A 13,965-nucleotide genomic window follows, 5' to 3' on the forward strand; every position below is an offset into this window, starting at 1 on the left:
ACGGCGATCACACACATCGGTCGGTTAGTGTCACCGGATGCTCGATGCCACCACCCGCTCTGGGGGCACCGCCACGGCCGCTCCCCCGGCCACCGCCACGGAGCTCGCCCTCGCGGCACCCGTCACGGTCGGTCCCGCCGCCCGCTTCTCGAGAGTGCTGCTCTCGCCCTGGTCGCGGCTGTCCCTGCTCGTCGCGCTCCTCGTGGCGGCCGGGTCGACCGTGCTGCTCCTGGAGCCACAGCGGCTGCTGGCCGACGGCTGGCCACCGGAGCTCAGCGGGGCCGCGGCCGCCCTGGTGTACGCGGTGGCGTACGGGCTGTGCTCGGTGGCGTTCGTGCCGCGCCCGCTGCTGAACCTGGCCGCAGGCGCTCTCTTCGGCTCGCAGCTGGGTCTCGGCGCCGCGCTGGCGGGCACGGTGCTCGGCGCCGGCATCGCCTTCACGCTGGGCCGGGTACTGGGCCAAGGCGCCCTGCGCCCGCTGCTGCGCGGTCGCCTGTTGCAGGGCGCGGACGGCCAGCTCAGCCGCCACGGTTTCCGCTCGATGCTGGCGATCCGGCTGTTCCCCGGCGTCCCGTTCGCCGCCGCCAACTACTGCGCCGCGGTCTCACGCATGGGCTACGTGCCGTTCCTGCTGGCGACGGCGCTCGGCTCGATCCCGAACACCGCCGCGTACGTCGTGGCAGGGGCCCGTGCGTCGACGCCGACGTCCCCGGCGTTCCTGATCGCGATGGCGGCGATCGCGGTCCCGGCACTGGTAGGGGCCATGGTGGCCTGGCGTAAGCGCCACCATCTCCGGGCACGCTGATAAACGCCGGTCAGGGACGCGCCCACCGAGCACCATCGCGTTGGCCAGAGGCGCTGGCAGGAGCGACGGTGGGCGCAAGCCACCCTTTGCGAGGGCGCTGAGCAGAGCGCCCCGTCAGGGGCGCGGGGAACTGCGCGACCAGCCCCCACCGGCCCGCAGCCGCTCACACACGCTCAAGCACCATGGCGTTGGCGAGCCCACCCGCCTCACACATGGTCTGCAACGCATACCGCGCTCCACGCTCCCGCATCGCATGCACCAGTGTCGTCGTCAGACGCGTACCGCTCGCCCCCAACGGATGCCCGATCGCGATGGCACCCCCGTGCACATTGACCTTGTCCAGGTCCGCGCCGGTCTCCTGCTGCCACGCCAGGACCACGCTGGAGAACGCCTCGTTGACCTCGAACAGGTCGATGTCGTCCAGGGTCAGTGAGGCCCTCCGCAACACCTTCTCCGTGGCCGGGATGACACCGGTCAGCATGAGCATCGGGTCGGACCCGGTGACGGCGAAACTGTGCAGCCGGGCCAGCGGCCGCAGCCCGAGCCGGGCCGCGGTCTCGCTCGACGTGATCAGCACAGCCGACGCACCGTCGTTGATCGGGCTCGCGTTGCCCGCCGTGACGTTCCACTCGATCTGCGGGAAGCGTTCGGCGAAGGCGGGGTCGTAGTACGCGGGCTTGAGCCCGGCGAGGACCTCGGTCGTGCTGGACGGCCGTACGCACTCGTCGCGCACCACGCCCTCCAACGGCGCGACCTCCGCGTCGAACAGCCCCTTCTCCCAGGCCTCGGCGGCCTTGAGATGGGACGACACCGCGAACGCGTCCATCTGCTCGCGCGCGATCGACCACTTCGCCGTGATGAGCTCGGCGCTGATGCCCTGCGGGACGAGCCCGTCCGGGTAGCGCTCGGCGACGCCGGGGCCGAAGGGGTCCTTGCCGGGCGGCACGTTGGACCACATCGGCACCCGGCTCATCGACTCGACGCCACAGGCCACGACGAGGTCGTACGCGCCGGAGATGACGCCCTGGGCCGCGAAGTGCACGGCCTGCTGGGAGGAGCCGCACTGGCGGTCCACGGTGGTCGCCGGGACCGTCTCCGGGAAGCCCGCCGACAGGAGGGCGTAACGGGTGGTGTTCATGGCCTGTTCGCCGACCTGGTCGACGGTGCCGCCGATGACGTCGTCGATGAGGGCAGGGTCGACACCGGAGCGCTCGACGAGCGTGCGCAGGGTGTGGGCGAGGAGCTCGACGGGGTGGACGTGTGCGAGGGCACCGTTCGGCTTGCCCTTGCCTATCGGGGTGCGTACGGCTTCGACGATGACTGCGTCACGCATGGACGGCCTCCAGCACTAGGAATCCGGGCACTGCATTCGGGCGCTGCTTTGGGGTGCTGCACCCGGGCGCTACCGGTCAGTAGGAATTCCAAACTCACCATAGCTCCGTAGGTTGGAAAATCAAACCCTCCCCTAGAATCGGCACCATGGCCGCCACCAAAGACCCGCGCCCCTGCTCCATCGCCGACACCCTTGCGCTCGTCGGCGAGAAGTACTCGCTGCTCGTCCTGCGCGAGGTCTGCCTCGGCAACGGTCGCTTCGACCAGCTGGTGCGCAACATCGGCACCCCGCGCGACGTCCTCGCCACGCGTCTGCGCCGGCTCGTCGACGTCGGGCTCCTCACCAAGCGGGCCTACAGCGAGCGGCCGCAGCGCTTCGAATACCGGCCCACCCCGGCGGGACTCGAACTGGAGCCGGTCCTGATCACCCTCATGGCCTGGGGCGATCGCCACCTTCGCAAGGACGACGACCGTCCCATGGTGGTCGAGCACGTCTGCGGCAACGAACTGTCCCCGGTCGTCACCTGCGCGGCATGCGGCGAGCAGATCCGTCACGAGGACCTCACGGCCCATCCGCAGACACCCGGCTGGACGGTGGCGGGGCCGTCGGCGGCCCAGCCGCCCAAGGAGCCGGTCACGTTCGGGTAGACGCAGGTCAGGTCAGGACGAGTACGGGCCGACCTGTGCGCCGAAGCCCTCCGGGCCACGGCCGCCAGGGCCCGTCGCTTCAGGCCCCCTTGTAGACGTCCAGCCGCCCGCACATCCCGAACCTGCCGTGCTCCAAGGGCTGTTCGGACCGTACGGCGGCGTCGGCGAGGTGGGAGAGGTCGCCCTGTTCGAGACGGTCGAGCTGCTCCCCCGTCGCCGCGGCGGCGGCCGCCGCACCGTTGCGCCAGCGCTCCCGCCACTCGGCCAGCCGCGGCCGTACGAGCGCGGCGGCCGCGCGATGGAAGTCGGCCAGCCCCCCGGGAGCCTCCCGCAGCACCCGATAGCCCTCCAGGGCGAGGTCGCGGCGGGCCCGTGCGAAGCGTTCCCGTTCGGCCTCGGGCGCGTCCGCGGGGATGGCGGTCGCGGCGGCGTACCTCTGCGGGTCGGCCAGGTACTCCGGGGGCAGCGTGAGCACCGCGTCCCCCGCCTCCGGCAGCCCGCTGTTCTGCATCAGGACGGTGATGCGCAGATCGTCGTCGTTGACCAGCCGGTGAATGGTGCCCGGCGTGAACCGGGCGACCGTGCCGGGTACGAGGGGCGTGACCTCGTACCCGGACGTCGTGAGGGTCTGCACCGAACCCCGGCCACCGGTGACGACGTACGCCTCCGAACAGGTCAGGTGCATATGGGGGGTTCCGCCGGAGACGCCGTCGGCGGCGGGCCAGTCGTACACGCACAGATGCGAGACGGCGACCCCGCCGGGCAGTCCCTCGAAGGCGGTCACCACGGATGTGCCTCCAGGTACTTGGCGATCTCCTCCCGCTCCCAGGTACCGTCGGCGACGACGACGCGGTAGCGGCGGGTGAGGGTGTCGCCGGGGGCGAGTTCGAGTTCGTCGTAGAAGGCCCAGGAGGGGGCCACGCCGGCGAACGGCTCGTTGCGGACGAACCAGTGGGCCGGGTGGGCGCCTTCGGTGCCGAGGTGGTCGTTCTCCGGGGCGTGCTCGAAGACGAGGGTGGCGTGGCCGTCCGTGCCGTCGTGCTCGCCGGAGAGGGCCAGCCAGGGGGCCTGCGCACCGAGAAGGCCGGGGCCCTCGGTGTCCGGCGCGATGATGCGGCCGTCGCGGAAGGCGCGCGGGCCGCGCCAGAACAGACCCGTGTACCCGGCGAGTTCACGTCCGGCGGTGGTGGGGCTGCCGAAGACCAGCGGCTCGTCGCGCCGGTTGGTGATGGCGCTCGTCCAGGTCAGCGCCCAGGATCCGGACTCCTGGTCCACGTCGTGGATCTCGATCCGGCGCTGCTCCTCGGCCCACAGCTCGCCGCTGTACGGGTGCCAGGTCAGCCGTTCGGCGATGACGACCCGGTCGTCGTCGGCGCGGACCTCGTCGAAGGCGACGTGCGCCATCGAGCCGACGCGTTCGGGGAGTTCGAGGTAGCCCTCGCCGTGCACGTACGAGTTGCCGCCCCAGAGGTTGGCGCCCGACAGGTGCGAGGCGGTCAGGGACAGGCCCTTGTGCCAGCGGTGGTCGTTGGGCCGGTAGTCGGTGACGACGTCGCCGGCCAGGGTCCGCAGCGGGTGGATGTACGGCTTGGGGGCCTCCCAGGCCGCCTCCGGCCGGTAGACGTAGGAGAGCAGCTCCACGCCGGTGGCCGGGTCCGTCACGGTGATGCGGTCGCCGTGCGCGTGGACGATGCGCAGCCCGGTCATACGGGCACCTCCTCGCTGACGACGGGGGCCCAGCCGGGCGCGTTCCCGTGCATGGCCGTGTAGAACGCGTCGCCCGGGCCGATCTCGCCCGCTCTCACCGTGACGTCCGTGAACGCCGACTTGTACAGCGCGGCGATCAGCTCCAGGCTGCCACGTCCGTCGGCACCGCTGCTGCGCGGCCGCTCCCCGGCGCGCATGCTGGCGACCAGTTCGCGCAGCTGCTCCGTGTGCGAACTGGGCACGTCGGCGCCGAAGTCCCGCCAGGCGGCGGTCTGCTCGTCCGGCACGCCGGGCGCCGGCGTGATGGCCCAGTTCTCGTTGCCGTGACCGTACAGATGGGTGAGCTCGACGGTCGCGCGCTCGCAGTCGATACGGATACGGCTGACCTCGTCGGGACTCAGCACGCTGTTCACGACCGTCGCCAGCGCGCCGTTCTCGAAGCGGACCAGCGCGGTGGAGACGTCCTCGGTCTGTACGTCGTGGACCAGCCGCCCGGCCATGGCGCGCACCTCGCTCCACGGGCCGAGCAGGTCGAGGAGGAGATCCATCTGGTGGATGCCGTGGCCCATCGCCGGGCCGCCGCCCTCGGTCTCCCAGCGGCCGCGCCAGGGCACGGCGTAGTACGCGGTGTCGCGGTACCAGGTGGTCTGGCAGTGCGCGACGAGCGGGCGGCCCAGGTCCTGCCCGTCGAGCAGCCGTTGCACATGGCGGGTGCCGGAGCCGAAGCGGTGCTGGAAGACGATCGAGGCGTACGGGCCGCCGTCCTTGCCCTCCTCCGCCTCCACGGCGTCGAAGTCGGCGAGGGTGGGCACCGGCGGCTTCTCGCACCACACCCAGGCCCCGGCGCGCAGCGCGGCGACGGTCTGGTCGCGGTGCAGGGTCGGCGGGGTGCAGATGCTGACGAGGTCGGGGCGCTGCTCGCGCAGCATGCGGTCGAGGTCGGTGTAGCCGTGCGGGACACCGCCCGCCGTACAGAACTCCTCGACGGCCCTGGCATCGATGTCAACCGCCGCGACCACCTCGACCTCGCCCTCCTCGGCGAGTGCGCCGAGCGCGGTCAGGTGGGAGCCCCGGGCGATGGCGCCGGTACCGATGACGGCGGCCCGGATGCGGCGGCCGTCGTAGGGAGTGGTGGGTGACATGGACGCGATCAGCACTCCTCGAACGAACGGCGGACAGCGCCGACACCTGCCACACGAGCAGCAAGCGCTTTCTCTCCGCAGCAACCTAAGCGGCCGCACCCTGGCCGGTCAACAGCTCGCATGCCCTGCTCGCCGGCGCCCGGCCCGCACCCTGTGCCAGGCCTGTCACCAGAGGCCGCTAGGCTGCCCTCCACACCTGTGATCACCGCGCCCGGACGGCTCGGTGTGTCCGTAACTCCTCCCCGATCAGCGCTTGGACTCCCTACCTTCATGTCTTGGTTTGAATCCTTCATCCTCGGACTCGTCCAGGGGCTGACCGAGTTCCTCCCCGTCTCCTCCAGCGCGCATCTGCGGCTGACCGCGGCCTTCGCGAAGTGGGACGACCCCGGCGCGGCCTTCACCGCCATCACGCAGATCGGCACCGAGGCGGCCGTACTGATCTATTTCCGCAAGGACATCGGGCGGATCATCTCGGCGTGGACCAGATCACTGTTCAACAAGGAGATGCGGAGCGACCACGACGCCCAGATGGGCTGGCTGGTCATCGTGGGATCGATCCCGATCGGTGTGCTCGGGCTGACACTCAAGGACCAGATCGAGGGACCGTTCCGCGATCTGCGGATCACGGCGACGATGCTGATCGTGGTGGGCATCATCATCGGCATCGCCGACCGGCTGGCGGCCCGCGACGAGAGCGGCGGCAAGCACCGGGCCGCCAAGCAGCGCAAGGGCCTGGAGGACCTGGGCGTACGGGACGGCCTGATCTTCGGCCTCTGCCAGGCCTGCGCTCTCATCCCGGGCGTCTCCCGCTCCGGCGCCACGATCAGCGGCGGCCTCTTCATGGGCTACAGGCGCGAGTCCGCGGCCCGCTACTCCTTCCTCCTCGCCATCCCCGCGGTCCTCGCGTCCGGCCTCTTCGAGACCAAGGACGCGATGGAGGGCGGCCACGTCGACTGGCCCCAGACGATCTTCGCAACGATCATCGCGTTCGTCGTCGGATACGTGGTCATCGCGTGGTTCATGAAGTTCATCTCGACCAAGAGCTTCATGCCGTTCGTCTGGTACCGCATCGCGCTCGGCATCGTGATCATCCTGCTCGTGACCTTCGGCGGGCTGAGCCCGCACGCCGCGGAGTCGGCCGGCTGACGCCCACGACAGCAGAGTCAACACGTTCACACAGCGAACACCGTGACCCATCACATACGTTGTGTGTAGCCGTTCGGTAGCGCAGTGTCAGTTCCTGCCCTTAGGCTTGTCCGCATGCCCCCCTATTCCGTGGCTTCTGGTTCCGTGCGGTCTGCTGCCGAAGTGAACGAGCAGATCCGTGCGCTGTGGCTGCGGGCAGGCGGCTCGCTGTCGACCCAGGAGCGTAAGGAATACGAGTTGTTGGTGGTCGAGTGGGCCGCCGCGATCCGGGGGAACATCATCAAGGCGGCCTGAACGAGGGCCTGCGGCTCAGCCGTTGGCGGGGCCGTAGTGCAGGACTCCGTCGCTCGGCACCAGATAGCCGACGCCCCGCTTCTCAGGCAGCTCACCGGCCAGTGACGCCGCGTCGATGGATCCGGAGACCTCCCAGCCGACGGCGGCACAGCTGAAGGGCGCGCTGCGGAAGACCTCGGTGGCGATGGCGGCCAGCCAGTCGTCGATCAGCGCGGAGCGATAGAAGGGCCGGCCGTCCCAGTAGGCGACACCGACGGCGTCCAGCGCACTCGTCGGCACATAGAAGTCCAGCCAGTCGCTGCTGTCGCCACCGCCGCGCACCGCCATCACTCCACACACGACGAGGTCCCCCGTGGACAGCCGGACGCGCCCGTGGAGATGCCCGAACTCCTCCAGCGAGGCGACCGTGCAGGGCACCGCCTCCTGCTCCTCCGGCTCCCGGTCCCCATGCCCGTAGCACCCCTGCACCTCCGCCGCGGCCCACACAGCGCTCAGGACGGCCTGAAGCCCGGCGTCGTCCGTCGATCCGACCTCGATGCCCAGCTCGTAGAAGCCGTCGGACCGGAACTGGTGGCGGAAGGATGCGGCGTGCGTCATCGGACGATGATCCCTCACCGATCGCCGAAGCACCTCCTAAGATCCGCCCCATGGAGCACCTCGACAGCGTTCCCCCGCAGCAAGGCCTCGTCATCTTCCTGAACGGCACATCGAGTTCGGGCAAGTCGACCATCGCGGCCGAACTGCTCCAGATCCTCGACGAGCCGTACTTCCACATGCCCGTGGACGCGTTCCACGCGATGCGGTCGCGTGTGGCCGTGCCGCCGGACCGGTTGGCCACCCTGCTGCACCGCACCTGGCAGGGCTACCACCGAGCGGTCGGGGGGATGGCGGCCGCAGGGAACAACGTCGTCGTCGACCATGTGCTGAGCGCCCAGTGGCGGCTCCACGACTGCCTCTCACTGTTCGCACCCCAGGACGTGGTGTTCGTCGGCGTGCACTGCCCGCCCATGGAGCTGGCGCGCCGGGAGCGTGAGCGGGGCGACCGGCCGCCCGGGCTCGCGGAACGCCAGCTGGCGCAGGTGCACTCCCACGGGATCTACGACGTCGAGTGCGACACAGCCGACGCGACCCCGCGGGAATGCGCCCTGCGGATCAAGGAGTTCCTGCCGGACCGTCCGACGCCGACCGCGTTCGAGAGGTTGCGCGCGATGCTCTGATCTGCCGGATCACCCGTCCAGCAGGGCACAGCCCTCGCGGAAGTCGTCGTAGGCCTCACCGTACTGTCTGGCCGCGAGCAGGAACATGGAACGGTCCGTCAAGGCCCGGCCCAGCTCCTCCCGTTCGGCGAGGCGACGGGCGAGGGTCACCCTCTCGTTGAAGACGGGGCGCAGTGGCTTCAGGATGCGGTGGTTACGGCGCTCCCGGCACACGGCGGTGCGGATGGTCAGTCTGCGGTGCAGGGCGACCAGTTCGGGGAGAGAGGCGGACGGGTCCTGCCGTAGCGCCTCGACCTGGTCCTCAAGAGACCCCAGGCCGTCGAAGTACGCCTTCCTGACATCGGGCGACCACTGATGGAGTGTCGAACCGAACGCCGGCCCCGGCGCGGCCGCGGACGGTGTGGGCTCCGCCGACCGGCCCGACAGGGCCAACAGCGTGCTCCACCACGACAGGATGTTGCTCCAGCTCTTGGGTTCCCCGGTCAGGTCCAGCTCGGCCAGATGAACGAGTGCCTCCTGCCGGGCCGCGCCGGCCTCGCTGTGGCGCCCGGCGGCGTCCAGCATCCCGGCCAGGTGGACCAGTTGCCAGATCTGGATCGCCAACGCCTTGCTCTCCGCCGCGACTTCAGCCCTGGTGACCTCCACCAGTTCCGCGAAGACCGCCAGCGCCGCCTCGTGCCGACCGGCAGCGTCCAGTTCGGCCGCCCAAGCGACCATCGACCAGAAGGAGTTGTCCCCCGGAGTCAACGGGCGCTCCACATCGGCCGACCTCCCGCAGATCTCCGCCGCCTCCCCGTGCCGCCCCTCCTCTGCCAGCGCCACCGCCACCTGCCGATACCCGTACGCGGGGTGCTTCACCTGACCGTGCTCGAAGCCCCACCGCCCGGCCTCGGCCATCTCCTCGCAGACGGCCATGCCCGCCGTCCGCCGCCCGAGCTCGTACAGACCGAACCGGTAGGCGTCCAGGGCCCGGACCAGCAACTCGGTCCGCTTCGGTTCTCCTTCATCCACACGTCGTGCCGCGGCCGCCGCCTCCGCGTGCCAGGCCAGTTGCGCCTCCGGCAGGTCCCGGATCTCCGGCTGGTATCCCGCCGACAGCAGCGCCTCGGCCAGTTTCGGCATGTAGGTCAACGGACTCACCACCGACAGCACCCGGTATGCCTCGACCTGCCGGGCCACGCTCGGCCTGCCCGACTCGAGCAGCATCGTCCGCGCCCTGAGCACCGCATCCTGATCGACCTTCTCCGCGTGATCCATGACGGCGATTCTGGGAGGCCGCGCAGGGCTCGAACAAGGCTGCTGAGCAGTGCCGTTCGTCCTACGAAAACGGCCTCCGACCTGTCATGATGGAGACGTCTTCACCCCTTGGGCAGGAGGCCGACATACTGCGGGGCTCGGCCGTGGTCGCACCAACGCCCGAAATCCCCCGTACGGCACCGGAGTTCCCTTCGCTACCGTCGTGCCATGCGAGCCATCGTCATGGGCGCGGGCATCGGAGGGCTGGCCGCGACGCTGAGTCTGCGCCGTGCCGGGCACGAGGTCACGCTGGTCGAGCAGCTGCCGCGGTTCACCGAGGCCGGCGCCGGAATCCAGCTCGCGCCCAACGCCACGCGGGTGCTGCGAGACCTGGCCCTCCTCGACGCGGTCACCGCACAGGCCGCCCCGCCCGGCCCACTGAGCTTCCGCACCTGGTCCGACGGGACGGAGATCTGCCACTACGCGCTGGGCCGCGAGGTCGACGACGAGTTCGGGGCGCCCTATCTGCAGCTGCACCGGGCCGATCTGCAGCAGGCCCTGGCCGCCGCCGTGCCGCCCCGGTCGGTGCGGCTCGGCACCCAGGTCGTGGGGATCGGCCAGGACGACAGGTCCGCCCAGGTGACCACGGCCGGCGGTGAGCGACTGACCGCGGACCTGGTCGTGGCCGCGGACGGCATCCGCTCCGCGGCCCGCCAGTGGCTCTTCGGCGCGGACGAGGCGGTGTTCTCCAGGACCGCCGCGTACCGGGCGCTCCTCCCGGCCGGGCAGGTCGCCGATCTGGACCTGCCCGACACCGGGATCTGGCTCGGCCCCGGCCGGCACTTCGTCCACTACCGGGTGCGCCGCGGCGAACTCCTCAACGTCGTGGCCGTGTTCGGGACGCAGACGGCGCAGGAGTCGTGGACCGCCCTCGCGGAGCCCGGAGAGCCACTGCATGCCTTCGAGGAGTGGGATCAGCGGATCGTCAGGGTCCTCGAACGCGCGGAGCGGATGTACCGCTGGGGCATCTACACCCGTTCCCCGCTCGCCCGTTGGAACTCCGGACGGGTGACCCTGCTGGGCGACAGCGCCCACGCGATGGTGCCGTTCCAGGCCCAGGGGGCGGCCCAGGCGATCCTCGACGCGGCCGTGCTCGGCGACTGCCTCACTGACGTGGAACCCGCCGACGTGCCCGCCGCGCTCGACCGGTACGTACGCCGCCGACTGGCCACGGCCACGCGCATGCAGGCCCGTTCCGCGCACGCGGGCGACGAGTTCCACCTCCCGGACGGGCCCGCTGCCGGGGCACGGAACGCCCGGATGGCGGCGCACGCGGCCGAGCACAGGTTCCTGCCGGTGGCGACCGCATGGGCGGCCGACGTCCTCGACGAGCAGGCGGCGCCCTGAGTCGCGACCCGGCCCACCACCCGAATGTCACCGCACGCCTCTTGGCCCCGCCCGCCCCATGCCCAACACTGAGCCGATGACGCAGCGTGTGGAGCTCGCCACCGTGATGGACCGGCTGGCCGTCGACGAACTGATCACCGAGTACGCGGTGGCCGTGGACGACGGCGACTGGGAGGGGTACCGAAAGCTGTTCACCCCGGACGGACGCGCTGACTACCGCTCGGCCGGCGGTGTCGAGGGAGACGCCGGGCAGGTCGCCACCTGGCTCACGGAGAGCCTGCGGGTGTTCTCGATGCGGCAGCATCTGATCGTCAACCGGCGTATCACCTTCGGCCAGTGGGACCACGACACGGGCGACACGGCCCGCGTCCGGGCCGACTACGTCAATCCGATGCGCATCGACCGGGACGGCGACGGATCCGGTGCGGCCCCGGACTTCATCTGCGGCGGCCGCTACGCCTTCGGGCTGCTGCGCACGCACGACGGCTGGCGGCTCCGCGAGGTCGTCGTGCAGGAGAAGTGGCGGCGCCTCCCGGCCCCCGCCCCACGTCCATGATCAACTGAGCCGACGCCCTCTGTCCCCGGGGCGTCCGCACCACGCACACTGGAGGGACGCACGGGGTAGGAGGCGCCGTATGAAGACGCTCGGCCACTGGCTCACCTCCCCCTGGCGGCGTTCCACCGTCGTCGCGCTCTCCGGCGCCCTGCCCGTGCTCGCCTTCCCCGCCCCGTCCCTGTGGTGGTTCGCCTACGTCGCCCTGGTCCCCTGGATCGCCGTGGTCCGCTCCGCTCCGACCGGGAAGAGGGCGGCGTACGACGGCTGGTTCGGCGGGCTCGGCTTCATGCTGGCCATGCACCACTGGCTGCTGCCGAGCCTGCATGTGTTCACGTTCGTCATCGCGGCCCTCCTCGGCTCGCTGTGGGCGCCCTGGGGATGGCTGGTCCGCCGCTTCCTCACCGGGACGCCCTCGCGCGGCCGGATCTGCGGCGCCCTTCTCGTCCTGCCCTCGGGCTGGCTGCTGGTGGAGCTCGTCCGTTCCTGGCAGGGCCTCGGCGGGCCGTGGGGGATGCTCGGCGCCAGTCAGTGGGAGGTGGAGCCGGCGCTGCGGCTGGCCTCGGTGGGCGGGGTGTGGCTGATCAGTTTCCTGGTGGTGGCCGTGAACGTCGCGGTCGCCGTGCTGATCACCGTCCGGCAGTCCCGCGTTCCCGCCATGGCCGCTCTCATGGCCACGGCCGCCGCCGGCTCGGCGGCCTGGATGTGGTCACCGCGCCCGGACGCCGACGGCGGCCTGCGGATCGCCGTCGTACAGCCGGGCGTCATCGAGGGCGGCGACCGGCGCTTCGCCCGCGAGGAACAGCTCACCCGTCAACTGGCCGGGCAGGACGTCGACCTGGTCGTGTGGGGCGAGAGCAGTGTCGGCTTCGACCTCGTCGACCGGCCCGACCTCGCCCGCCGGCTCGCCGCGCTCTCGAGCGAGACCGGCGCCGACATCCTCGTCAACGTGGACGCACGGCGCTCCGACAAGCCCGGCATCTACAAGAGTTCCGTGCTCGTCGGCCCCGACGGCCTCACCGGCGACCGCTACGACAAGATGCGGCTCGTGCCCTTCGGCGAGTACATCCCCTTCCGCTCACTGCTCGGCTGGGCGACCTCGGTCGGCAAGGCGGCGGGCGAGAACCGCAGGCAGGGCTCCGAACAGGTCGTGATGGACGTCGGCCACGGGCTGAGGGTCGGTCCGATGGTCTGCTTCGAGTCCGCGTTCCCCGACATGAGCCGGCATCTCGCCGAGGACGGTGCCGAGGTACTGATCGCCCAGTCGTCGACGTCGTCCTTCCAGCACAGCTGGGCCCCCGAGCAGCACGCCTCGCTCGCCGCCCTGCGCGCCGCCGAGACGGGCCGCCCGATGGTCCACTCGACCCTGACCGGTGTCTCGGCCGTCTACGGCCCGGAGGGAGAGCGGGTCGGTTCATGGCTCGGCACGAGCGCGAGCGCGACGACGGTCTACGAGGTACCGCTGGCCACGGGTGTCACGCCATACGTCCGCTTCGGCGACTGGGTGCCCCACGCGGCGCTGCTCATCGTCGCCGTCTGGTGCGCGGGGCAGGGAGTCCGGGCCCTGCGGCTCAGGCGGCCCGCTCCCGGACCGCGCGTACCACCCGCTCGCACAGCTCATGGGTCGCCAGCGCGTCCCGGGCGCTGACCACCTTCCCCGCGCGCACGGCGTCCAGGAAGGCCATGACGACCTGCTCGATACCCCGCTGCCGGGCGACCGGAACCCAGTCCCCGCGCCGTCGCACGGTCGGCTGCCCCTTGTGGTCGATGACCTCGGCGAGGTTGACCACCTGACGCTTGGTGTCCTGCCCCGACACCTCCAGGATCTCCTCGGCCGAGCCGCTGAGCCGGTTCATCACGCCGAGCGCGGTGAAGCCGTCCCCCGAGAGCTGGAGCACGAGGTGATGCAGCAGACCGTCCTGGACCCGGGCGCGCACGGTGACGTCGTCGACCGGGCCCGGCGCCAGAAAGCGCAGGGTGTCGACGACATGGATGAAGTCGTCGAGGATCATCGACCGCGGCTCCTCCGGCAGCCCGATCCGGTTCTTCTGCATGAGGATCAGCTCGCGCGGATGGTCGGCGCACTGTGCGTACCCGGGCGCGTAGCGCCGGTTGAAGCCGACCGCGAGAGACACCTCCCGCTCCTCCGCGAGGGCCACCAGCCGCTCCGAGTCGGCGAGTTCGTACGCCAGCGGCTTGTCGACGTACGTCGGTACGCCCGCCTCCAGCAGCCGCGTCACGATCTCGGGGTGCACGACGGTGGGCGCGTGCACGAAGGCGGCGTCGAGCCCGACGGCGAGAAGTGAGTCGAGGTCCTGATGCCGCTGGGCCCCGGGCAGACGGAGGCCGTCGGCGACCCGGGCCAGCGTGGCCGGGGTGCGGGTCTGCAGATGGAGTTCGACGCCGGGCAGAGCGCCGAGCACCGGCAGATAGGCCTTGCGGGCGATGTCGCCGAGTCCGATGCAGCCGACCTTCACT

General features: G+C 71.0%; 15 protein-coding genes. 8 read left to right on the forward strand and 7 right to left on the reverse strand.

Translation table 11 applies throughout. The features are described from left to right. Positions 1 to 37: 37 nt before the first annotated feature. Positions 38 to 805, forward strand: a complete 768-nt coding sequence (locus tag TN53_RS13230) for a TVP38/TMEM64 family protein (RefSeq protein ID WP_046258630.1) — start codon at positions 38 to 40, stop codon at positions 803 to 805. 163 nt (positions 806 to 968) lie between these two features. Here the strand turns inward: TN53_RS13230 and TN53_RS13235 are convergent, their stop codons facing one another. Further along, positions 969 to 2,138 (reverse strand): thiolase family protein, encoded by a 1,170-nt coding sequence (locus TN53_RS13235; protein WP_046258631.1) that lies wholly within the window; start codon positions 2,136 to 2,138, stop codon positions 969 to 971. A 146-nt stretch (positions 2,139 to 2,284) separates the two neighbouring features. Between TN53_RS13235 and TN53_RS13240 the strand changes: the two genes are divergently transcribed. Continuing rightward, entirely contained in the window at positions 2,285 to 2,785 is a 501-nt protein-coding gene (locus tag TN53_RS13240) for a winged helix-turn-helix transcriptional regulator (protein WP_046258632.1), read from the forward strand. 79 nt (positions 2,786 to 2,864) lie between these two features. On the opposite strand, the gene TN53_RS13245 is transcribed toward TN53_RS13240, so the two are convergent. From TN53_RS13245 to TN53_RS13255, 3 genes are read right to left on the reverse strand one after another with little or no spacing between them, the layout of a single operon-like run. Then, positions 2,865 to 3,572, reverse strand: a complete 708-nt coding sequence (locus tag TN53_RS13245) for a cupin domain-containing protein (protein ID WP_046258633.1) — start codon at positions 3,570 to 3,572, stop codon at positions 2,865 to 2,867. Next, the gene (locus tag TN53_RS13250) at positions 3,566 to 4,492 is read right to left on the reverse strand and encodes a PmoA family protein (RefSeq protein WP_046258634.1); all 927 of its coding nucleotides are present in this window, start codon (positions 4,490 to 4,492) and stop codon (positions 3,566 to 3,568) included. Before TN53_RS13250 ends, TN53_RS13245 begins: the two co-directional genes overlap by 7 nt. Further along, the gene (locus TN53_RS13255) at positions 4,489 to 5,634 is read right to left on the reverse strand and encodes a Gfo/Idh/MocA family protein (RefSeq protein ID WP_095046463.1); all 1,146 of its coding nucleotides are present in this window, start codon (positions 5,632 to 5,634) and stop codon (positions 4,489 to 4,491) included. The genes TN53_RS13250 and TN53_RS13255 overlap by 4 nt, the downstream gene beginning before the upstream one ends. Positions 5,635 to 5,904: 270 nt before the next feature. Between TN53_RS13255 and TN53_RS13260 the strand changes: the two genes are divergently transcribed. Beyond that, positions 5,905 to 6,780, forward strand: a complete 876-nt coding sequence (locus TN53_RS13260; protein WP_046258636.1) for an undecaprenyl-diphosphate phosphatase — start codon at positions 5,905 to 5,907, stop codon at positions 6,778 to 6,780. Positions 6,781 to 6,894: 114 nt separating this feature from the next. Beyond that, complete coding sequence (locus TN53_RS13265) at positions 6,895 to 7,074, forward strand: hypothetical protein (RefSeq protein WP_046258637.1); 180 nt, start codon at positions 6,895 to 6,897, stop codon at positions 7,072 to 7,074. Positions 7,075 to 7,089: 15 nt separating this feature from the next. Here the strand turns inward: TN53_RS13265 and TN53_RS13270 are convergent, their stop codons facing one another. Beyond that, positions 7,090 to 7,671, reverse strand: a complete 582-nt coding sequence (locus TN53_RS13270) for a hypothetical protein (RefSeq protein ID WP_046258638.1) — start codon at positions 7,669 to 7,671, stop codon at positions 7,090 to 7,092. A 50-nt stretch (positions 7,672 to 7,721) separates the two neighbouring features. Here TN53_RS13270 and TN53_RS13275 point away from each other — a divergent pair, with 50 nt between their 5' ends. Beyond that, a complete protein-coding gene (locus TN53_RS13275; protein ID WP_046258639.1) occupies positions 7,722 to 8,291 on the forward strand; it encodes a chloramphenicol phosphotransferase CPT family protein in 570 nt (189 codons plus the stop codon). Positions 8,292 to 8,300: 9 nt separating this feature from the next. On the opposite strand, the gene TN53_RS13280 is transcribed toward TN53_RS13275, so the two are convergent. Continuing rightward, positions 8,301 to 9,548, reverse strand: coding sequence for a hypothetical protein (locus TN53_RS13280; protein WP_046258640.1), 1,248 nt, complete (start codon positions 9,546 to 9,548; stop codon positions 8,301 to 8,303). Positions 9,549 to 9,755: 207 nt separating this feature from the next. On the opposite strand from TN53_RS13280, the gene TN53_RS13285 reads away from it, so the two are divergent. The 3 genes from TN53_RS13285 to lnt all read left to right on the forward strand — a co-directional run bounded on the left by TN53_RS13285 (position 9,756) and on the right by lnt (position 13,135). After that, positions 9,756 to 10,934 carry an FAD-dependent monooxygenase gene (locus TN53_RS13285; protein ID WP_046258641.1) on the forward strand — a complete coding sequence of 393 codons (1,179 nt, stop codon included), beginning with the start codon at positions 9,756 to 9,758 and terminating at the stop codon, positions 10,932 to 10,934. A 76-nt stretch (positions 10,935 to 11,010) separates the two neighbouring features. Continuing rightward, complete coding sequence (locus TN53_RS13290; RefSeq protein ID WP_046258642.1) at positions 11,011 to 11,490, forward strand: nuclear transport factor 2 family protein; 480 nt, start codon at positions 11,011 to 11,013, stop codon at positions 11,488 to 11,490. A 79-nt stretch (positions 11,491 to 11,569) separates the two neighbouring features. Further along, positions 11,570 to 13,135 (forward strand): apolipoprotein N-acyltransferase, encoded by a 1,566-nt coding sequence (lnt, locus tag TN53_RS13295; RefSeq protein ID WP_046258643.1) that lies wholly within the window; start codon positions 11,570 to 11,572, stop codon positions 13,133 to 13,135. Here lnt and TN53_RS13300 read toward each other — a convergent pair. Continuing rightward, complete coding sequence (locus tag TN53_RS13300) at positions 13,059 to 13,964, reverse strand: Gfo/Idh/MocA family protein (protein ID WP_046258644.1); 906 nt, start codon at positions 13,962 to 13,964, stop codon at positions 13,059 to 13,061. The two genes, lnt and TN53_RS13300, sit on opposite strands and share 77 nt — an antisense overlap. Position 13,965: the final 1 nt, after the last annotated feature.

Origin of the sequence: Streptomyces sp. WM6386, assembly GCF_000972385.1 — a bacterium.
GTDB lineage: Bacteria > Actinomycetota > Actinomycetes > Streptomycetales > Streptomycetaceae > Streptomyces.

Excerpts from the sequence above, each read along its gene's own strand:
- TN53_RS13230 (WP_046258630.1), top strand. The coding sequence starts at position 38 with ATGCTCGATGCCACCACCCGCTCTGGGGGCACCGCCACGGCCGCTCCC.
- TN53_RS13235 (WP_046258631.1), bottom strand. The coding sequence starts at position 2,138 with ATGCGTGACGCAGTCATCGTCGAAGCCGTACGCACCCCGATAGGCAAG.
- TN53_RS13240 (WP_046258632.1), top strand. The coding sequence starts at position 2,285 with ATGGCCGCCACCAAAGACCCGCGCCCCTGCTCCATCGCCGACACCCTT.
- TN53_RS13250 (WP_046258634.1), bottom strand. The coding sequence starts at position 4,492 with ATGACCGGGCTGCGCATCGTCCACGCGCACGGCGACCGCATCACCGTG.
- TN53_RS13255 (WP_095046463.1), bottom strand. The coding sequence starts at position 5,634 with ATGTCACCCACCACTCCCTACGACGGCCGCCGCATCCGGGCCGCCGTC.
- TN53_RS13260 (WP_046258636.1), top strand. The coding sequence starts at position 5,905 with ATGTCTTGGTTTGAATCCTTCATCCTCGGACTCGTCCAGGGGCTGACC.
- TN53_RS13265 (WP_046258637.1), top strand. The coding sequence starts at position 6,895 with ATGCCCCCCTATTCCGTGGCTTCTGGTTCCGTGCGGTCTGCTGCCGAA.
- TN53_RS13270 (WP_046258638.1), bottom strand. The coding sequence starts at position 7,671 with ATGACGCACGCCGCATCCTTCCGCCACCAGTTCCGGTCCGACGGCTTC.
- TN53_RS13275 (WP_046258639.1), top strand. The coding sequence starts at position 7,722 with ATGGAGCACCTCGACAGCGTTCCCCCGCAGCAAGGCCTCGTCATCTTC.
- TN53_RS13280 (WP_046258640.1), bottom strand. The coding sequence starts at position 9,548 with ATGGATCACGCGGAGAAGGTCGATCAGGATGCGGTGCTCAGGGCGCGG.
- TN53_RS13285 (WP_046258641.1), top strand. The coding sequence starts at position 9,756 with ATGCGAGCCATCGTCATGGGCGCGGGCATCGGAGGGCTGGCCGCGACG.
- TN53_RS13290 (WP_046258642.1), top strand. The coding sequence starts at position 11,011 with ATGACGCAGCGTGTGGAGCTCGCCACCGTGATGGACCGGCTGGCCGTC.
- lnt (WP_046258643.1), top strand. The coding sequence starts at position 11,570 with ATGAAGACGCTCGGCCACTGGCTCACCTCCCCCTGGCGGCGTTCCACC.